We start from the raw sequence: 18,293 nt of genomic DNA, 5'->3' as shown, positions 1-18,293 counted from the left end.
CCAATTAAGGCATTTTGCGAATTGAATAAGCTTTATTTACTCGTACGCCGTGCTGATCTAGCAGCTAGGTACTGCGTATACGGATGATTTAGTCATTTCAGCGTAAGATGACTGGCGAGGCGTTGGCAGTCCCTCGATCAGAATAGCCGACTAGTATTAAAGCTGAACTGGGTCATCTCTTAGTGGAGAGCCCAAACGCAAAATTATGGGACAGCAATACAATGAAAACAAGAATAGCACTACTCGCCTTGCTTATAATCGCCGTTGCCGGCTTTTTCATCGCTGATCTCGACCACTATTTTTCCTTGGCGGGCGCGCGTGCACTTCAGGGGGAGGTGTTGGTCTGGCGCACTGAGCAGCCAATACTGCTGGCGGCGATCATGTTCGTTGTCTATGTCGCGATCGCCGCATTGTCGCTGCCCGGCGCGGCAGTGATGACGCTGCTGGTGGGGGCCAGCTTTGGCTTGGGGTGGGGGCTGCTGATTGTCTCGTTTGCCTCCAGTGTCGGCGCGACCTTGGCGTTTTTAATGACGCGCTATATTTTGCGCGACAGTGTTCAGGCCCGCTTTGGCGAGCGCTTGCAGACCATTAACGCTGGGGTCGAGCGCGACGGTATGTTCTATTTGTTTAGTTTACGCTTGGTGCCGGTGTTCCCGTTCTTTCTCATTAATATGCTAATGGGCTTAACGCCCTTAAAAACCCGTCAATTTTATTGGGTAAGCCAGCTGGGCATGTTGCCCGGCACGGTGATATTCGTGAACGCTGGCAGTCAGCTCAGCGAGTTAAATAGCTTGTCGGGCATATTGTCGCCCGCGCTACTGGCCTCTTTTGTACTGCTTGGGATATTTCCCTTTATTGCCAAGTGGCTATTAGCGGTCATAAAGGCGCGCAGGGTCTACGCAGGTTGGCAGCGACCTGCCAAATTTGACCGTAATTTGATTGTTATCGGTGGTGGCGCGGCGGGATTGGTGAGCGCCTATATTGGCGCGGCAGTGAAAGCCAAGGTCACCCTGATTGAAGCCCATAAAATGGGGGGCGATTGCCTCAATTATGGCTGCGTGCCCAGCAAAGCGCTAATTAAGACAGCCAAGGTGCTTAATCAACAGCGTCATGGCGAAGCCTACGGTCTGGACGGCAGTGCGGCGACCTTTGACTTTAGGAAGGTCATGGCGCGTATAAAAGCGGTCATTGCCCAGATCGAACCCCATGACAGTATTGCTCGCTACACCGATTTAGGTGTCGAGGTTATTGAGGGCTATGCCAAACTGCTAGACCCGTGGACGGTAGAAATCACCTTGAACAGTGGTGGCACCCAGCGCCTTACCGCGCGGGCAATCATTATTGCCGCTGGCGCTCAGCCTGCCGTGCCGCCATTACCGGGTTTGGACGATGTTGATTATTTAACCAGCGATACCCTTTGGGATGCGTTGGCTGACCAGCCAGAAGCCCCAAGACGCCTTGTGGTGTTGGGCGGTGGGCCAATTGGCTGTGAATTGGCCCAGGCCTTCGCGCGGCTGGGTTCTGCGGTGACCCAGGTTGAAATGTTGCCTAGAGTGATGATGCGCGAGGATGAAGAGGTTGCATCGGCAGTCACTGAGTCACTTAGCGCCGATGGCGTTATAGTGCTGACGAATACAAAGGCGCTGCGCTGCGAGCAATCCGGCGGGCTTAAGCAACTGATTGTTCTCAACGCCCACGGTGAAGAAGAGGCAATCGTTTTTGATACCTTGATATGCGCGGTCGGTCGCAGTGCGCGACTAACTGGCTATGGTCTCGAGACCCTCGGTATTGATACCGCGCGCACGGTTAAAACCAATGACTATTTAGAAACGATTTACCCCAATATTCTCGCTGCAGGAGATGTTGCTGGGCCCTACCAGTTTACCCATGTTGCCGCGCATCAAGCCTGGTACGCGGCGGTGAATGGCTTATTTGGCGGTTTTAAAAAGTTTAAGGCAGATTACTCGGTGATCCCCTGGGTGACTTATGTCGACCCCGAAGTTGCGCGGGTGGGTTTGAGCGAGGCCGAGGCGACCGAGCAGGGTATTGCTTATGAAGTGAGTCGTTACGGAATAGACGATTTGGACCGCGCAATTTGTGACAGTCACGCCGTGGGTTTCATTAAAGTGCTGACGGTGCCGGGCAAAGATACGATCTTGGGTGTATGTATTATGGGTGCCCAGGCAGGTGAATTACTTGCTGAGTATGTGTTGGCAATGAAGCACGGCTTAGGTCTGAAAAAAATCTTGGGCACCATTCACAGCTACCCCAGCATGGCTGAAGCCAATAAATATGTGGCGGGGGAGTGGCAGAAATCCCATGCGCCGGAATGGGCGTATAAATATTTAGTGGCGTTTCATCGTTGGCGCAGGGGTTAATTGGGGAGATTAATATGCATAGACTAACGCAGCTCGGCTTAATCTTATTGCTGTGGTGCTCGCCGCTTTATGCCGCCGACGTTTCCCACAGTCAATGGCATCAATTGCTGCAAGATCATGTGCAAATGGCGCCAAATGGTCAGCATAGTCAGGTCGATTACGCGGCGATACAGCGCAATGAAGTGATATTAGATGGGTATTTGGCGCGGTTAGCCAAGGTGGAAAAAAAGGTGTTTGATAGTTGGTCTGATGACAGTCAGCTCGCTTTTTTAATCAATGCCTACAATGCCTGGACGGTGAAATTAATTTTGTCGCGCTACCCCAAGCTCGATTCCATAAAAGATATTGGGTTTTTCTGGTCGTCGCCGTGGCAAAAACGCTTTATTCCTTTGCTGGGTGAAACCCGGAGTCTAGACGATATAGAGCACAAATTAATTCGTGGGACAGGCCGTTACGGGGAACCCCGTATTCATTTTGCGGTGAATTGCGCCAGTATAGGTTGCCCGGCTTTATTAAACAGGGCGTATAAAGCCGAGACCTTAGAAACTCAGTTAGACGCTGTCACCCGCAATTTTTTGAGCGACAGGCAGCGCAATGGTGTGACGAAGGGCGTGTTGCGCGTATCACCGATTTTTAAGTGGTATGTACAAGATTTCAGCAAAGGCTGGCAAGGCGCAAACTCTCTGCGTGAATACCTTGCCATGTATGCCAAGGCGCTAGGTTTAAGTGACGCCGAAAAGGCGCAACTTATTTCCGGAAAGCTTGCCATAGAGTACAGTGATTACAATTGGGCCCTGAATGACCTTGGTAATAAATAAGGTAACTAGCCATGAGTGTGTGCGACTCGGATGCCGTGCTGTCGGTCATTATTCCGGTACTCAATGAGGCGGCGGGGTTACCCGCCTTATTGACCGAGTTGATCGAGCAATGTGGTCAATGCCAAAACGCGGTCGAGGTGATTTTTGTTGATGGTGGCAGCAGCGATGCCTCTGCGGCTTTGATTGCGGCAAGTGGATTTCGGCTGGTGGCGGGGCCGCGAGGGCGCGCGCGGCAAATGAATGTCGGCGCGTCGCTGGCATCTGGGGGCTATCTTTTGTTTCTACATGCCGACACCCTGCTACCAAAACACGCTTTTGACCGTGTTATTTCTGTGTTGGAGTCTGGGCTGTGGGGGCGCTTTGACGTTCGTATTCGCGGTAAGGCGCAGATGTTTAAAGTGATTTCCTGGTTTATGAACTGGCGGTCTAGGCTCAGTGGTATCGCTACCGGCGATCAAGCCATTTTTGTAAGAGAAGCCGCGTTCATTGAAGTGGGTGGTTTTCCTGATCAGCCGCTAATGGAAGATATTGCGCTGTCGAGCTTGTTGCGCGAGCGTGAGGCGCCGGTGTGTTTGCGTAACAAAGTAGAAACCTCGGGACGGCGCTGGCAGGAGCGCGGTGTGTGGCGCACTATTTTATTGATGTGGCGGCTGCGTTACCTCTACTGGCGGGGCGTACCTGCTGAGCAGTTGGCCAGTCGATATGAATAGTTTTTTGTCACTATGACCGCAACAAAACCTCGAATAATACTCCAATTATTTGCTAAAGCGCCGCGGGCAGGGTTTGCCAAAACCCGTTTGATTCCTACTTTGGGCGAGTCGGGTGCTGCGGCAGTCGCTAAGCGCATGCTGGAAAATACCTTGGCAGAATGTCAGCGAGCATTGACTCAGGTGAACGATGATTATCGGCTTGCCGCCGAATTGTGGGCGACGCCAGGCGTCGGTGCGCCAGCGTGGGCTGCTATTGAACTGCCGAGTTCAATTGAAGCGTTAAATCAGCCTGTTGGTGACCTGGGTAAACGCATGGCCACTGCTGCGGAGCAAGGCTTACAACGCGCTGAGGGTATTATTTTACTTGGTAGTGATTGCCCTGCGATTACTGCAGAAAGTTTGCATTGGGCGGCCAAGGCTTTGCTTAGCCACGATAGCTGCATGATTCCGACCTTTGATGGTGGTTATGCTTTACTCGGCCTATGCCGCTTTTCGCCGCACTTGTTTGCGGATATTGCGTGGAGTACAGATACGGTGGCAAGCGTGACTCGGCAGCGTATAGCAGAATGTGGCATGAGTTTAGCGGAGCAGGACAAAGTCCATGATATTGATGAGGCCGCTGATTTGTTGTATTTACCTGAGGGCTGGTTATGAATGCCCGCGCTATTGGATGTGAGCCCAGATGATTGGTGAAGGCCACTAATGTCCCGTTTTCTCAGTAATATTCAAGCTGGGCGGCTAGAGTGGATAGGTCTGCGGCCTGAGCGTCAAGCGCCAATGCGGGTTGTTGAGCAAGCCCTGGCGATTGCTGATCGCGGGCTACAGGGAGATCGGCGTGCGGTGGGGAGTAAGGGGGCGGCGCGACAGATCACCATTATTAGCGACGAGTTTATTCAGTCGATTGCCGAAAACCTAGGGCGCGAGTTTATTTCGCCAGATTTGCTGCGCCGCAATCTTGTGGTGTCTGGGCTTAAGCTCAATGCCTTGCATTATCAGTATATTCAAATTGGTGATGCGGTGTTTCAGCTCACGGCCACGTGTCATCCCTGTTCGCGTATGGACTCGACATTAGGTGAAGGCGGCTTGGCGGCGATGTTGGGCTATGGTGGTATGTGCGCCAACATTATTGAATCCGGAAAAATTCAATGCGGCGACACAGTGCTGTATTTGCCCCCCGGAACATATCAAGATCGCCAAATGATCCTGTGTTGAGGGCATTTTGATTGTTATTTAGATTACTGCTGCTTGGCCAGTTGCCGCGCGAAAAATGCCCATATCTCTTCCGGGCCGTTTATTTCTAAGCTGGTAAGCCCAAGTAAACGCAGGGGTCGGTATATCGGCTGCGGAATCACGTGACCGCCATCGGTAATGGTGTACAGAATAATTTCCGGCCGACCTCGATCGCGCCATGCGTAATATTTACTGCTAGTGGGGTCGTTTGCTTGGGTGTTTTTGAAGTGCTTGATTTCACTTGGGCTGCCTCTGTAACCCGCTAAATTAGCAAAGTATTCAGCGCTCGTGACCGCCGATTTAACATCACCGCGTGCGCCGAATCCAAATAGCTTAACGTGGCCACCGTAGTAAGGATTTACTGGATCTTCGCTGCCATTCATTATTAATACCGGCACAGCTATCCCAGATTCAATACAGTCGAGGTTGTCGGCGCTGGGCAGGTTAGCGGCAATCGCGGCAATTGCGGCAACGCTGTTTGGGCGCTCCAGAGCAAAGCGAAACGCCAGTTGGCCGCCATTGGAATATCCGGCAACAAAGGTTTTATTGAGATCGCTACCGAGGCGGTTATGCAATTGTTGACGTATAGCGTCAATAAAACTTAGGTCATCTATATTTTTTGTGCGGGCAGTATAGTTTGCGACTTTTCGACAGTCGTTCCAGTGGTTTTCGTAGCCGCTGGGGTAAACAAGAACAAAGCCGTGTTGCTCGGCCAATTGTTCAAATTGGTAGCCGCTGAACTCCCTGATATCGGCAACCGACTGCATCGAGCCATGAAGCATAAAAACAACAGGGGAGTGCTCAGCAAGTTTTTGGGGGATATATAAGCTGTAATTGCGCTGCCGCTCGCCTACTTGAATGGTGATTTCTTCTAGTGCGTGGTTTGTTGGTGGCGCCACCGATGGCGCGTAACCGTAATAAATCAGGCTAATTATTCCCGCTGCGGTCGCGAATAATACACTGAGCCGGATTATCTTTTGCTTTAGCATTGGTGCCTTCAAGTGTCATTTTCGTGGTTCGGGGCCGATTATAGCGCGAATTGCCTTGGCCTACGCGAGCTAGAAATAATACTCCAGCCCTAATTCCACGTAGCTGTCTCTGCGAATCGAGTAAAGCGGGTCAGCAGTTTGTTTACTGCGAAAATGATATAACTCAGCAATCAGGCGCATTGTGTCGCCAAGACGGGTACTCGCTTCAATAACCGCTGAGCGACTATCGCTATCGTCGAGGTCTTGGCTTATGCCAAATAAAATTTCCGTCGAGGCAATATCGTTTAGGCTTATCCGCCCACCACTAAAAATATCATTTTGGAACGCCCCTGCCTGCGCCTTACTGCGGCTGTCGTAAGAGTATTCTAGCAGCACCCCTAAATCCCAGAACCGGGTATTGATGCCCGTGAAGGTGTATTCAAAGCCAGCGGTACTGGCATTCATATCTTCCGTTAGTGAATGCCCTAATCCGCGGCGGTGAATGGCTTCGAGTTTCCACAGCCAGTCGCCGCTAATATATTGAGCGTCGATGCCACTCTGTTCAATTAGCGGGTAATAGGGCGCAAGCGCAAAATCACTGCCATTGATAATAACTTCATAGAGTGGTTCGCGAGATGTGCCTTGAAACCACGACAGGCCTAGATTCCAGTCGCCTAAATAATGACTCCAACGCAGGGCGTAGTCGATATGCTCGTCTTCCTTATCACTTTGATATCGCTCTTGGTTGTTGAGCGTGGCGGGGGTGGAGCGCAGTCGTCCGTCTTGCCCTGCAAATTCCCTTGGCCGAAAATGTGGCAGGATAAACGCGTCTATCACCCCCCAGCTTTGAATGCTGGCAAAGTGAATCATTGGCTGGCCGAGTTTGTCTTCGCCGTCGGCAGATTCAACAAAATCAGTTTGATTGATAATGTCGACCAAATGCTGAGATTCAGTCACGCCCCAGAATACCGTGTTAATGCCTATGCTTAGTTCCCAGCTAGGGCCAACATGCTGCCAATAGAATTCCCGCAGATCGCCATGGCTGCGCTCACTGTCTAGCGAGTCGTAGCGGTAAAACGCCTTAATATTAAAGCTGTCATCGCCGTCGTTCCATTGTGTAAACCACTCTGGCGCAATGACCGCCGACACCGTCTCTGATCCCTGCTCTGCTTCGGCGGCGGATGTTGGGTAGACACGTCCCTGTAGGCCAATATAGCCGAGCAATTCGCTATGAACGAACAAGGGGTTTAGCGCGATTGCAGCGACGCTTAGCCGCAGTAAAGGCAAAGACAATTTTTTCATAACGATGCCTTTAACGTGCGCGCTTCAAGCTGTTTTCGGTGAAGTCACTTTCATCTAAGCCAGTGCCAAATTGGTAGTTGCGTAAATACACTTCAGTGCGGCGCTGATTTTTGTGATTGAGCATAGACTGCTTGGTTGGGCGCCAGAATTTGTCCAGGTGTAGTTGGTAGTCTGATAATGTGAGCGTTTTAAGCAGGGTGTCTTTGCGGTCGTAAAAATCGATCTTCAGTGCGCGATAGTGAGTCTTGTCTATCCACGAAATTTGCTTGCTATAGCCTGAATATTCATCTCTTGGTATGGATTCAATAACAAAGCAATCTTGGCCATCGAGAGTCTCGTCGCGCAACCAGCGGTAGTCGTATTGTTCAACTTCAAAGGAATTTAAGTCTTCGTAAGCGAATTCGCTGCCCATAAAGGGGCCAGATTTGTTTTTGGACGCGATGCGCTTTACCCGTTTAAGCGCGGGCAGGTAAAGCCATTGATCGTCCATGGCATTGGTATGGGTGAAGCTGAGAAATGCGGTACCTTTAACGTCGTTGGGGCTGTCGAAGATGGTCATGGACTTGTCGCCGTCGTCGGCCACTTCAAGCGACAACACCCGCATTTCTCGCCGGCTTTCGCGCTTGCCGTTGTGCAGCACCATTTCCATTTCGGCGCTATTATCTACCCAGCCGCGGTCACGGGCTTTCATTTCCTTGGCAATGCTTAGGCCTATTGCTTCAGGGCCGTTCGCGGTGTTGTTTTGTTCTTGGCCATTGGCTAATAGCGCGGTACATAAGCATAGCGCGCTGACAAAAGGTGCGATGAATTGAGTTCTTATAGGCACGTTGGGAGCTCCAGGCAGACGGCGGTTTATTATTGCCGATTATACATTTGAATGTGGCTGTGAACTTAAAGCATAATCGGGTCATAAATCAAATTTGCTTAGATTTTATGCGCGCGCTTAATAGTGCTCGTATACAGCGAAATCATAATAACAAACAGGGGAGTTACCATTGGCTATGGCCATTCAAAACAATAAATTTGTTGATCGAGTCGATCGGTCATTTGGCTATTTAGCGGATTGGGCGGTGCACCACCGCAAATTGGTCCTATTGTTGTCCGTAGTCATGTTGGCCTTGGGCCTATATTTTGCGGGTATGGTGAAGAGCGATAATAGCCTCGACGCCTACTTTGATAAAAGCGACCCAGCGTATATTGCCTATAGCGAATATCTCGATGAGTTTCTGTCTGATGAAGTGACCTATATTGTGTATCGGGTGCCCGACCGAGAACACGGCCCCTTTAATATTGATGCTATGCGCCAAGTGGCTCAGCTTAGCCAGGCGTTTGCCGACGAAGTGCCCTATGTGCGAGACGTGATCAGCTTGCCAACGGTTGAGTTTATTCGCGCTGATGGTGACTCGATTACCGTTGATGAGCTCATGCTCGACTTCCCTGAGACCCAAGCGGAACTATTGGATTTGCGCAAAGAGGTTTTAGGGCGGCCGCTGTATGTGAACTACATTATTAATGCCAAGGCTGATTACGCCGCGATTATTCTGGAAATGGAACGCAGCAGCGTAGACCCCCTAGAGAAAATCATTTACGACGAGGCCAAAGGAAATCAACTCGACAATCTCTATCCTCAGGTAAGTGATATAAAGATTCGAGAGATTCTTGCGCGTCCTGAGTATGCGGGTATTGATTTTTACTTGACTGGTGATGTGCCGATGAACTCGGCGTATAACCAAGTGTTTATGGAAGACGCGGCCATCGGTACGGCGGTGACCTTAGTGGTACTGGCTATTCTGTCGGCCATTCTATTTAGGGCAAGTGTCATCGCTTTGATTGGCCCGCTAGCCGTCGTAGTGCTTAGCATTGTTATGGTCATGGGCATGATGGGGGCCTTTGGCTGGGTACTTGGCCTGTTCTTCGGTATTGTACCGACCTTGATCTGCGCGGTTGGCGTAGCTCAGTCGGTGCATATTCTCCTCGAATTTCAACGGGCCCACGCAGAAACCGGCGACCGCCAAGCTTCGGTAAAAGCGGCTATCGCCAAGGTTGGTGGTGCGTGTTTATTGGCATCGATTACGACCGCCGTTGGCTTTTTGGTGATGACAGTGTCACAGCTCAAGGTCCTGAGTGAGATGGCCTTATACGCGGCCTCAGGGGTGATTTTTACCTTTGTATTATCGATGACTTTACTCGTTGTGGTTCTGTCGTTTGGCAAGAGCACTAAGACTACAACAAAGCCCAACCAAGTAAAAACCACGGTATTGCCGATAATTTTACGCGCAGTGGAAGTTTGTATTGCGATAAACCTCAAGCGTCCAATGCTGTTGTTAGTGATGGGGGGCACAGTACTGCTGGTGTCCTTAATTGGTGTGACCCAGGTCAAGGTGGATTTTAATTTTCTAGAAGACTTTAAGCCCCATGTTGAGTGGCGCCAGCATACCGAACTCGCCGAAAGTGTCATGGGCGGCATTCTTAATGTCACCTATATTATCGACACCGATGACAGTGAAGGCGTTAAGCGTCCGGACGTACTAAAGGCCATTGAGGGCATCCAGCAATTTGCAGAATCCCAGTCCTTGGTCAAAAAAGCCTATTCGGTTGTGGATATACAAAAAGACCTCAACCGCAGTTTTCATGGCGATGACCCAGCGTGGTATCGACTGCCAGAGGAACGGAATTTAATTGCTCAGTACTTCTTGGTTTATGAAATGTCTGGCGGTGAAGAACTGCAGGAATTTGTGTCTCAGGATTACAGTCGCACGGTGATGGAATTACGTGTGGAGATGACGGGATCAGCGGCGATTACCGAGCTACTAAAAACGATTGATGACTATATAGCGGCTAACCCCATTCCCAATGCCGAGATTCGTAAAACGGGAATTGGCTTAATGTGGGTGAAAATGGGCGAATATATTGCTGATACCCAGCTTTACGGCTATAGCCTGATTTTCATTATCGTTGCGGGGTTTCTCTGCCTCGCCTTTGGTTCGGTAAAGGTCGGCATGCTGGCGATGATTCCAAACTTGGCGCCAGTGATTGTGGTGTTAGGACTTATGGGTTGGCTGGGTATCCATCTCGACTATATGAAGTTGCTACTGGCGACCATCGCCATAGGCATTGCGGTAGACGATACCCTGCATTTAGTCATTCGTTTTCGACGCTGCTTTTTACAAACCGGCAACTACCGCCGCGCGCTAGAAGACGCCATGCGGGATGTGGGGCCTGCGCTGTTAATTACCACGGTAATATTGTTGGGTGCATTCTCCTGTTATTTATTGTCGAACTTGGCGATTGTTTCCAGCTTTGGCATTTTGCTGAGTGTCGCAATTACGGTGGCCTTATTAGCGGACATGTTGTTTATGCCGGCGCTGCTATTAATTACCAAACCCTTTGGCCCAGAATTTGAGCCAGAAGCGGTTTCATCGCCGTTGAAGGCGACTTAACTTTCAGGCTCACCATGGCGGCCTCGGCCTTGTTCAAAGCGCTGGGCGCCCGCCAAGGTTTCGCCTGAGGATAAGGTTTTTAAGCCTAAGGTGAATTCATTGTGCATGGCGTGCTCTTCATTCATGCCCCACTGCTGGTAGGCGCTGCGGCGATCATTGCGCAGGCATTCCTGAGGAAATCCGGCAATTTGCAGCGCGAGCTGCTCGGCACTATCGCGAAGATTGTGAACACTCACTACGCGATTAACGAGGCCAATGGCTTGGGCTTCGCTGGCATCAACGGCGCGACCGGTTAATATCATGTCCATGGCACGGCTCATGCCAATTAAGCGGGGTAAGCGCACGGTTCCGCCATCAATAAGTGGCACGCCAAAGCGGCGGCAAAACACCCCCAAAATAGCGCGTTCAGTGGCAATGCGCATATCACACCATAAAGCCAGCTCTAGGCCGCCAGCCACGCAATAGCCGTCAATGGCAGCAATCACCGGTTTGCTTAATTGCATGCGGCTGGGCCCCATCGGGCCAATACCGCCTGCATTAAGGGGGTTGCGCAGCGCGGGGTCGTCGCTGGCGACGGCCTTTAGATCAGCCCCCGCGCAAAAATTGTCTTCAGCCCCACACAAAATGGCTACCGATAGCTCGGGGTCAGAATCGAACTCTAGAAATGCGTCGGCCAGGGCGTGGGCTGTTGCGCCGTTGACGGCGTTGCGAGCGAGAGGGCGGTTAATGGTGACCCAGAGAAGGGGAGGACGGCGGTCGATTTGAATCAGGTCAGCGGGCTTCATTCTTACCTCTAATTTTCAGTATTCATCAACAGCGTCATCATGCCATTTTTTACCAAGGCGTGGCATTGCGTTTTGCCTAAATTGGTTTGGCGGTGCAAAATAGCGGGCTTGGCGCTTATTAGGCAAACGCGGGCGCCGGATAATAATCGGATTGATCCGAAATAAAGCCCGCTGCGGGCGCACTCACTACTAAATGTACAGACAGGACAGAATTATGGGACCACTTAGCGGAATACGGATTATTGAACTAGAAGGGCTAGGGCCCGCGCCCTTTGCGGGCATGATGTTCGCAGACATGGGCGCCGAGGTAATTTCCATTACCCGTAAGTCGGCAGCTGCCGACGCGCCAGTAGCGAATATTATTAGTGAACGGGGCAAGAAATCCATCGCGCTGAACTTGAAAGACCCCCGTGGAGTCGAAGCGGTATTGAAACTGTGTGAGTCAGCTGATGCGTTAATTGAAGGTTTTCGCCCAGGTGTGGCCGAGCGCTTGGGAATTGGTCCCGAGCAATGCTTAGCCCGTAACCCTAAACTGGTATTTGGCCGCATGACGGGTTGGGGACAGACTGGTCCAATGGCGCAAGCCGCTGGTCACGACATCAATTACATCTCCCTGTCGGGCGCACTGCATGCCATGGGTCGCGCTGGGGACAAACCGGTACCTCCGGCTAATTTGGTGGGCGACTTTGGCGGTGGCGGTATGTTTTTAGCGTTCGGCGTGGTTTCCGCAATTTTAGAAGCGAGCCGCAGTGGTAAAGGTCAGGTGGTCGATACCTCAATGGTAGAGGGCTCTGCGGCGCTGATGCATATGATGTACTGCTTTTATAACCAAAATCTTTGGAAAGACGAGCGCGGTGTAAATATGCTGGATACCGGCGCGCATTTTTATGAAACCTACGAAACCAGTGATGCTAAGCACGTGTCTATCGGTCCTATCGAGCCCCAGTTTTACCACATTCTTAAAGAAAAACTCGGTCTAGACGAAGACAGCTTTGGCGCGCAAATGGATACTTCACGCTGGCCCGAGCTGAAGCAGAAACTCACTGAAATATTTTTGACCAAAACTCGCGATCAGTGGTGTGAAATATTTGAAGGCTCAGATGCCTGCTTTGCGCCAATCCTGTCGATGAGCGAAGCGCCAAAACACCCGCACAATGTCGCCAGAAAATCCTTTATTGAAGTGGAGGGCCAAATACAGCCGGGGCCGGCGCCTAAATTTAGTCGCACCGCGCCTGAGGTGCTTAAGGGTGCACCGCGGCCCGGTAGTGACACTGAGTCGGTGCTAGCTGAGCTAGCGGGCTACGATGCCGCAAGCTTGGCCAGTCTTCGCGCTGAAGGTGTTTTAAGTTAAACGTCAGGTTTGGTTATATCTATTTTAAAGGGCCTTAGGGGCCCTTTTTTATTGACTCAAATGTAGATACGCAAAATCCGTATTGAGAAGGGCATCGTAATAAGCGCAAAACAAAGCCTTATCTATGTGCCAGTACGGAGTGAATTATGATTAGTCCTATTATGCTTGCCGAGCGTGGTCTTGTGCCTGATCCTTTGCTGCGTCGAGGTATACGGCGAGAGTTAGCGGATCGTCTAGTGCAAGAATGCAGTGGCGACTTACATCGCAATGAGGCGCGCCGTCGCCAATTTCGTCACGAACTTAGTGTCTCCGCCATTGCCATTAAAACCGGTGAAGCAAATGAACAGCACTACGAAGTACCCGCGGCTTTATTCCAACTTATGCTCGGGCCGTGTTTGAAATACAGCAGTTGCTGGTGGGGCGAAAACTGCCAAAGCCTCGCGGATGCCGAGCAAGCCATGCTGGCGATTTATGCCGAAAGGGCACAACTCGAAAATGGCCAAAAGATATTGGACTTGGGTTGCGGCTGGGGGAGCTTTACCCTCTGGGCTGCGGCTCGCTACCCCCAGTCGCAAATTACGGCAGTGTCTAACTCTAGTGCTCAGCGGGCATTTATCGAGGCACAAGCTGCGTTGCGTGGATTGAATAATGTAAAGGTTATAACCTGCAATGTGGGTGAATTAACATTAACCGAGCGCTTCGACAGAGTCGTGACCATAGAAATGCTCGAGCATGTGCGCAATTACCGAGAATTACTCGCTAATGTCTCTGGCTGGCTAGAACCGAACGGGCTAATGTTCGTGCACATCTTCTGTCACGCCTACTTACATTACCCCTTTGATGGTGGCTGGATGACCGACAACTTCTTCAGTGGTGGTCAAATGCCTGCCTTTGACACCTTAATGCACTTCTCTGAACATATGCGCATGGTTGACAGTTGGCGAGTCAATGGCGAGCACTACTCCAAAACCCTTGAAGCGTGGTTAGTTAAGCTAGATGCCAACAAAGCCCAAGCCTTAAGTATTCTAAAAGATGCACCCAATCCCAAAATTCAGTTCCAGCGTTGGCGGATGTTTATGCTCGCTTGCTCTGAGTTGTTTGCTTACCGAGGTGGTCAGGAGTGGTTTGTGGGTCACTACCTTTTAACGCCGGGGCAGTTAGCTGATTAATGAAGATGATTAAAAAGTGCTTTGAACGCTGTATTTTAAGGGTTGATTTGTGTTAGTGAATTACCCGAATGCTGTTATATATCAATATCTTGGCGATTTTTTGAGCAGAAATCACTAATTACGAATTTATTTCACGAAGTCGTTGACAGCGGGAGGCGACATCCATATAGTACGCAGCCTGAAGCGCCCGTAGCTCAGCTGGATAGAGTACCTGGCTACGAACCAGGCGGTCGCACGTTCGAATCGTGCCGGGCGCACCAAACATAAGTCTTTGACTTATATGAAGAAACCTAGACCTCCGGTCTGGGTTTTTTTATGCCTGAAATTCCTCTGTGACGCCCCAGTGACAAATCTGTGACAAAACTCGTTTCAAAGGGTGTCGAATTTGACCATCTAGCCGCACCCGTTGTCACCGGGAGAAAGTGGTCGTTGACCTCTTAGTATGCGCCGCGCCGCCAATGCCAAGCGGTCAAGCGGCTCTACCCCATTAAGGGGGGATGGCACTCATCAAACCCTGTTAATCACACCGTCCCATCCACAATGGGCCAGGTTCTACCCCAGGCTCAGTTTCTAAAACCATACGGCCATACGCGGCTCTACCTCAATGAGGTTGGCGCGAAGAGTAATTAGTCGAAAACAACCGATAATTCTGCCGTTAGTCCATCCCAATCAGCGCCGATTTGCCCAGCGGAGGTATTTCCTTCCGATTGTTTGACGTACTCCGCTTTGAACAGGGTGTTGTCCGTTAGCCACCAGCCTAGGCCGAGCTGGATGCGATTAAGGTCCTTGTCGCCAGAAATATTATCACTCTTGTTGGTGGCCGAACTAAAGCGCGATGCAATGTATAAGCGGTTGAGTGTGAGGTATTGTGTGGCCTCGATTGCGTAGTAGTTAATTTCGCTAGCGATCTCTTGATAAGCAACGGCTTGACTGGCTACAGTTTGATCGCCATTACTATCAACGAAGCTGAATTCATCTTTAGCGATACCCGCCCAGCCACGGAATTCGGTGCCTGGGCGGGCTTGGTAGTGAGCGTTGATTTGAAAAATATTCGCGTCTAAGCCCGGCAGTAGGCCAGCGTGGGTGTCGCGTGAACTTGCACCGGACGCAGCGAAATTATAGTTGTCACCATCGCCTTGAATTAGCCCAGCGGTTTGCACGTCGGCAAAGGGTCGGTTAGTGACTTGGTCACCTAAACTGCTGATAAACCAGCCTAGGCCTAAATTTAAACCGAAACCCGTGTTAAGCGACAGCCGACCGAAGGTGTTGAAACCTCGATCTCCACTGTAGTCTTCAAAGAACGTCGGTACTGTAAAGCCAATGTCGGCATTCACTTGTGTGATTACCGAATCAGACACCTTGTGTGACCACAAGCTCTGAATGCCGGATTCTGCAGTAACAAAGTCAATAGGGGAATTGCCAATAAGTGGGTTGCTTTGTACAGCGGCGCCGTCCGAATAGCCCCGGAACTCAAATACCGTGGAAACAATGTTCCCAGCACGAAATAGCCAGCTTTGGTCTTGTTGAGCGCTTCCAGCTAGGCCGAAAATATCTAGGTCGATGTAGCCTAAATCTTGGGAAATTTCAAACTGGTCATCAGTGCCGAAATCATTGGGTTCTTCGCCGAGGTCAACATAGACGGTAACGTGATCGTGAACTTTAACAGCTAGCTCAATATTAAAGCGAAGCCGTTGGAAGCCCGGTGCCATATCGGTATTGGGTATTTCAAACGCACCTGGCTTTGCCTCTATTGCTTGGAAACCCTGCATAAGCATTAATTTGGCTTGAATTTTATTATCGAGAAATTCAGCGGAAAATGTCGGGTTTGACAGTGCTATGCAGGAAATAACTAGGGTCAAGCGAGCACAGATTAATTGGGTTACGCGTTTTTTTATCATGGTTATTACCTTGTTGTTTTGCCTGGCTTTGCAGGTCTGATTATTGTCATGTGGTACTGGTGTGGTGCGCCAAAATCGTCATATTTTTATTAAATTAACTTATGTGGGCAATGGCTCACAGTATGAGCATATTCCCAGTATGTTATTTCGGCGTCAAGTTTTGTTGGGTGTACACGCTTAGATTTTTTCAGGGTAATATATTAAATGTATTATTAATCAATTGCTTAAGTAGGATTTATTGTGTTGGAGGCTTCTTTGTAGGGGCAGGTAACAATAACTCCTTGGTCTTTCTGTGAGGCTAATATTGGTGTTTGGTGGTGAATTCATGATTGACATTGGGGTTAGTGTGTGGGAATCTGCTCGATAGCTGAGCTTTTGCTCACGCCTCTTCGGGCAGTGAGAAGACCGTAGTTATCGCGATTACCGATAGCTTTCGTATGGCGAGCTATATTCATCGGAGCAACAGCTAGCTTGTGGTGTCCTCGATGCAAAACGTGATAGGTATGGCAATGAATAATAATATTAAGCTGATTATTTTTGACTGCGATGGCGTGCTAATTGATAGCGAAATTATCAGCGCCACAGTTTTAATTGAGAAATTACGCGAGCTAAGAGTCGATATTGATTTTCAGTATGTTCAACGTCATTTTCTCGGGTATAGCTTTAAATCCGTTCGCGAAAAGGTGTTTGATAATTTTCACGTGAATTTGCCTAAGTCTTTTGAAGCAGAGTATCGCACCGTTCTGCTTGAACAGTTTAGGTGTGAGCTACAACCGACAGACGGCGTTCAAGCACTTTTATCTGGACTGCAGCTGCAGTTCTGTTTGGCGACCAGTAGTAGCCCAGAACGCACGGCCGAAGCACTTCGAATTAGCGGTTTAGAGGATTTTTTTACAGCCAAGATATTTACCGCTGAGGATGTATCGCAGGGTAAACCGGCGCCAGATTTGTTTCTGTATGCCGCGACAAAGATGGGGGTCGCACCCAGCGAGTGCTTAGTTATTGAGGATAGTCATGCAGGGGTGACCGCAGCGATTTCGGCCGGGATGCAGGTAGCTCATTACACTGGTGGGCGCCATCTTGCCGGTACAGTATCAAAGGTTATAGATGCATTTCCCCACGTTCCAGTGATACCGCATTGGAAAGATCTAGTAGAACTGCTGCCAGCAGCTGAATAGTCAACTTACATAAGATAATTGTCATTAAATAATAATTATTAGGGTATCACTATGGATAATAAATCGAACTCCGAGTTGAAACGATTAGACGATGCTGCCCGCGCAGCATGGCTCTATTACGTTGCTAAGAATACCCAGGATGAAATTGCTCAAAAACTGGACGTTTCTAGGCAATCAGCTCAGCGCTTGGTCGCACTTGCTGTCAGTGAAGGCTTGGTGAAAGTGCGCTTGGAGCATCCAATAACACAATGCATGGAGTTAGCTCAACAACTTAAAGAAAGGTTTGGTATGCTCGATTGCGAAGTTGTTCCAAGCGACCCGTCCTCACCTAATGATAATCACGGGCTTGCCCAGTGCGGTGCCGCAATACTAGAGCGCTATCTAAAATCCGAAACACCAAAAGTCCTAGCATTTGGTACAGGCAGAGCTTTAAAAGCATGTATCGATGAGCTTCCTGCGATGCAATGCCACCACCATAAGTTAGTTTCCATGCTCGGTAATATGATGTCAGACGGCGCCGCCTCGGCATTTGATATTGTTGTGTCCATGGCTAATCGAGTTAACGCCAAGCATTACCCCATGCCTCTTCCTGTTATTGCATCGTCTGTGCAAGAGAAGAAAATGCTCCATAGCCTGCAGCCGGTAAAGAGTATCTTTCGTTTAATTGAACAAGCAGACGCAACTTTCGTCGGTGTGGGCCAGATTACGGACAGTTCCCCGTTGTTTGTAGATGGCTTTATCGACGATGACGAACTGGATGCCGTCATGACTGATGGTGCAAAAGGTGAGGTCATCAGTTGGCTGTATGACGACAATGGCAAGCTTCTTAAAAACGAAATAAATAAAAGAGTGGTGAGTGCCCCTTTAATAATAAACGCGAAAAAGCCGGTATATGGAATTGCCGCCGGAGAGGATAAAATTGTTGCTATCCATGCGGCGCTGAAAGGAAAACTGCTTAATTCTCTAATTACTAATGAATATACGGCCAAAGCCCTGCTTAATTTATCATCGCAATAGTCGTTTCGGGAGATCGAACTGCTGTGCCTTTAAGTGACTTAACTAAGCT

General features: G+C 49.8%; 15 protein-coding genes and 1 tRNA gene. 11 read left to right on the top strand and 5 right to left on the bottom strand.

All coding sequences use genetic code 11. From position 1 onward, the window contains the following. Positions 1 to 221 precede the first annotated feature (221 nt). The 5 genes from AZF00_RS13150 to AZF00_RS13130 are packed head-to-tail and all read left to right on the top strand — an operon-like array spanning position 222 to position 5,118. Entirely contained in the window at positions 222 to 2,378 is a 2,157-nt protein-coding gene (locus AZF00_RS13150; protein ID WP_008248625.1) for a dihydrolipoyl dehydrogenase family protein, read from the top strand. Between the two features lie 14 nt (positions 2,379 to 2,392). Next, entirely contained in the window at positions 2,393 to 3,196 is an 804-nt protein-coding gene (locus AZF00_RS13145; RefSeq protein ID WP_008248627.1) for a DUF547 domain-containing protein, read from the top strand. Positions 3,197 to 3,207: 11 nt separating this feature from the next. After that, entirely contained in the window at positions 3,208 to 3,906 is a 699-nt protein-coding gene (locus AZF00_RS13140) for a TIGR04283 family arsenosugar biosynthesis glycosyltransferase (RefSeq protein ID WP_008248628.1), read from the top strand. A 12-nt stretch (positions 3,907 to 3,918) separates the two neighbouring features. Beyond that, complete coding sequence (locus AZF00_RS13135; RefSeq protein ID WP_008248631.1) at positions 3,919 to 4,560, top strand: TIGR04282 family arsenosugar biosynthesis glycosyltransferase; 642 nt, start codon at positions 3,919 to 3,921, stop codon at positions 4,558 to 4,560. A gap of 48 nt (positions 4,561 to 4,608) precedes the next feature. After that, positions 4,609 to 5,118 carry an MOSC domain-containing protein gene (locus AZF00_RS13130; RefSeq protein WP_008248632.1) on the top strand — a complete coding sequence of 170 codons (510 nt, stop codon included), beginning with the start codon at positions 4,609 to 4,611 and terminating at the stop codon, positions 5,116 to 5,118. A 23-nt stretch (positions 5,119 to 5,141) separates the two neighbouring features. Here the strand turns inward: AZF00_RS13130 and AZF00_RS13125 are convergent, their stop codons facing one another. The 3 genes from AZF00_RS13125 to AZF00_RS13115 form a co-directional block, all read right to left on the bottom strand. Beyond that, entirely contained in the window at positions 5,142 to 6,125 is a 984-nt protein-coding gene (locus AZF00_RS13125; protein ID WP_008248633.1) for a CE1 family esterase, read from the bottom strand. Between the two features lie 69 nt (positions 6,126 to 6,194). Continuing rightward, entirely contained in the window at positions 6,195 to 7,406 is a 1,212-nt protein-coding gene (locus AZF00_RS13120) for a hypothetical protein (RefSeq protein ID WP_008248634.1), read from the bottom strand. Between the two features lie 10 nt (positions 7,407 to 7,416). Next, a complete protein-coding gene (locus AZF00_RS13115) occupies positions 7,417 to 8,232 on the bottom strand; it encodes an outer membrane lipoprotein-sorting protein (protein ID WP_008248635.1) in 816 nt (271 codons plus the stop codon). Positions 8,233 to 8,407: 175 nt separating this feature from the next. Between AZF00_RS13115 and AZF00_RS13110 the strand changes: the two genes are divergently transcribed. Continuing rightward, positions 8,408 to 10,846, top strand: a complete 2,439-nt coding sequence (locus tag AZF00_RS13110) for an efflux RND transporter permease subunit (RefSeq protein ID WP_008248636.1) — start codon at positions 8,408 to 8,410, stop codon at positions 10,844 to 10,846. On the opposite strand, the gene AZF00_RS13105 is transcribed toward AZF00_RS13110, so the two are convergent. Next, a complete protein-coding gene (locus tag AZF00_RS13105; protein ID WP_008248637.1) occupies positions 10,843 to 11,631 on the bottom strand; it encodes a crotonase/enoyl-CoA hydratase family protein in 789 nt (262 codons plus the stop codon). The two genes, AZF00_RS13110 and AZF00_RS13105, sit on opposite strands and share 4 nt — an antisense overlap. Before the next feature lie 214 nt (positions 11,632 to 11,845). Between AZF00_RS13105 and AZF00_RS13100 the strand changes: the two genes are divergently transcribed. The 3 genes from AZF00_RS13100 to AZF00_RS13090 all read left to right on the top strand — a co-directional run bounded on the left by AZF00_RS13100 (position 11,846) and on the right by AZF00_RS13090 (position 14,411). Beyond that, positions 11,846 to 12,982, top strand: coding sequence for a CaiB/BaiF CoA transferase family protein (locus AZF00_RS13100; protein WP_008248638.1), 1,137 nt, complete (start codon positions 11,846 to 11,848; stop codon positions 12,980 to 12,982). 146 nt (positions 12,983 to 13,128) lie between these two features. Next, the gene (locus AZF00_RS13095) at positions 13,129 to 14,151 is read left to right on the top strand and encodes an SAM-dependent methyltransferase (protein ID WP_008248640.1); all 1,023 of its coding nucleotides are present in this window, start codon (positions 13,129 to 13,131) and stop codon (positions 14,149 to 14,151) included. A gap of 183 nt (positions 14,152 to 14,334) precedes the next feature. Then, positions 14,335 to 14,411 (top strand) — tRNA-Arg (locus AZF00_RS13090). 366 nt (positions 14,412 to 14,777) lie between these two features. Here the strand turns inward: AZF00_RS13090 and AZF00_RS13085 are convergent. Beyond that, complete coding sequence (locus AZF00_RS13085) at positions 14,778 to 16,049, bottom strand: hypothetical protein (protein ID WP_008248647.1); 1,272 nt, start codon at positions 16,047 to 16,049, stop codon at positions 14,778 to 14,780. Positions 16,050 to 16,558: 509 nt separating this feature from the next. On the opposite strand from AZF00_RS13085, the gene AZF00_RS13080 reads away from it, so the two are divergent. Both AZF00_RS13080 and AZF00_RS13075 read left to right on the top strand, forming a co-directional pair. Next, entirely contained in the window at positions 16,559 to 17,227 is a 669-nt protein-coding gene (locus AZF00_RS13080) for an HAD family hydrolase (protein ID WP_040803304.1), read from the top strand. 51 nt (positions 17,228 to 17,278) lie between these two features. After that, positions 17,279 to 18,244: a sugar-binding transcriptional regulator gene (locus tag AZF00_RS13075; RefSeq protein ID WP_008248651.1), complete on the top strand. Its 966-nt coding sequence runs from the start codon at positions 17,279 to 17,281 to the stop codon at positions 18,242 to 18,244. Positions 18,245 to 18,293 lie beyond the last annotated feature (49 nt).

The organism is Zhongshania aliphaticivorans (assembly GCF_001586255.1).
Lineage (GTDB): Bacteria > Pseudomonadota > Gammaproteobacteria > Pseudomonadales > Spongiibacteraceae > Spongiibacter > Spongiibacter aliphaticivorans.
This window is presented reverse-complemented; position numbering and strand designations above follow the sequence as displayed.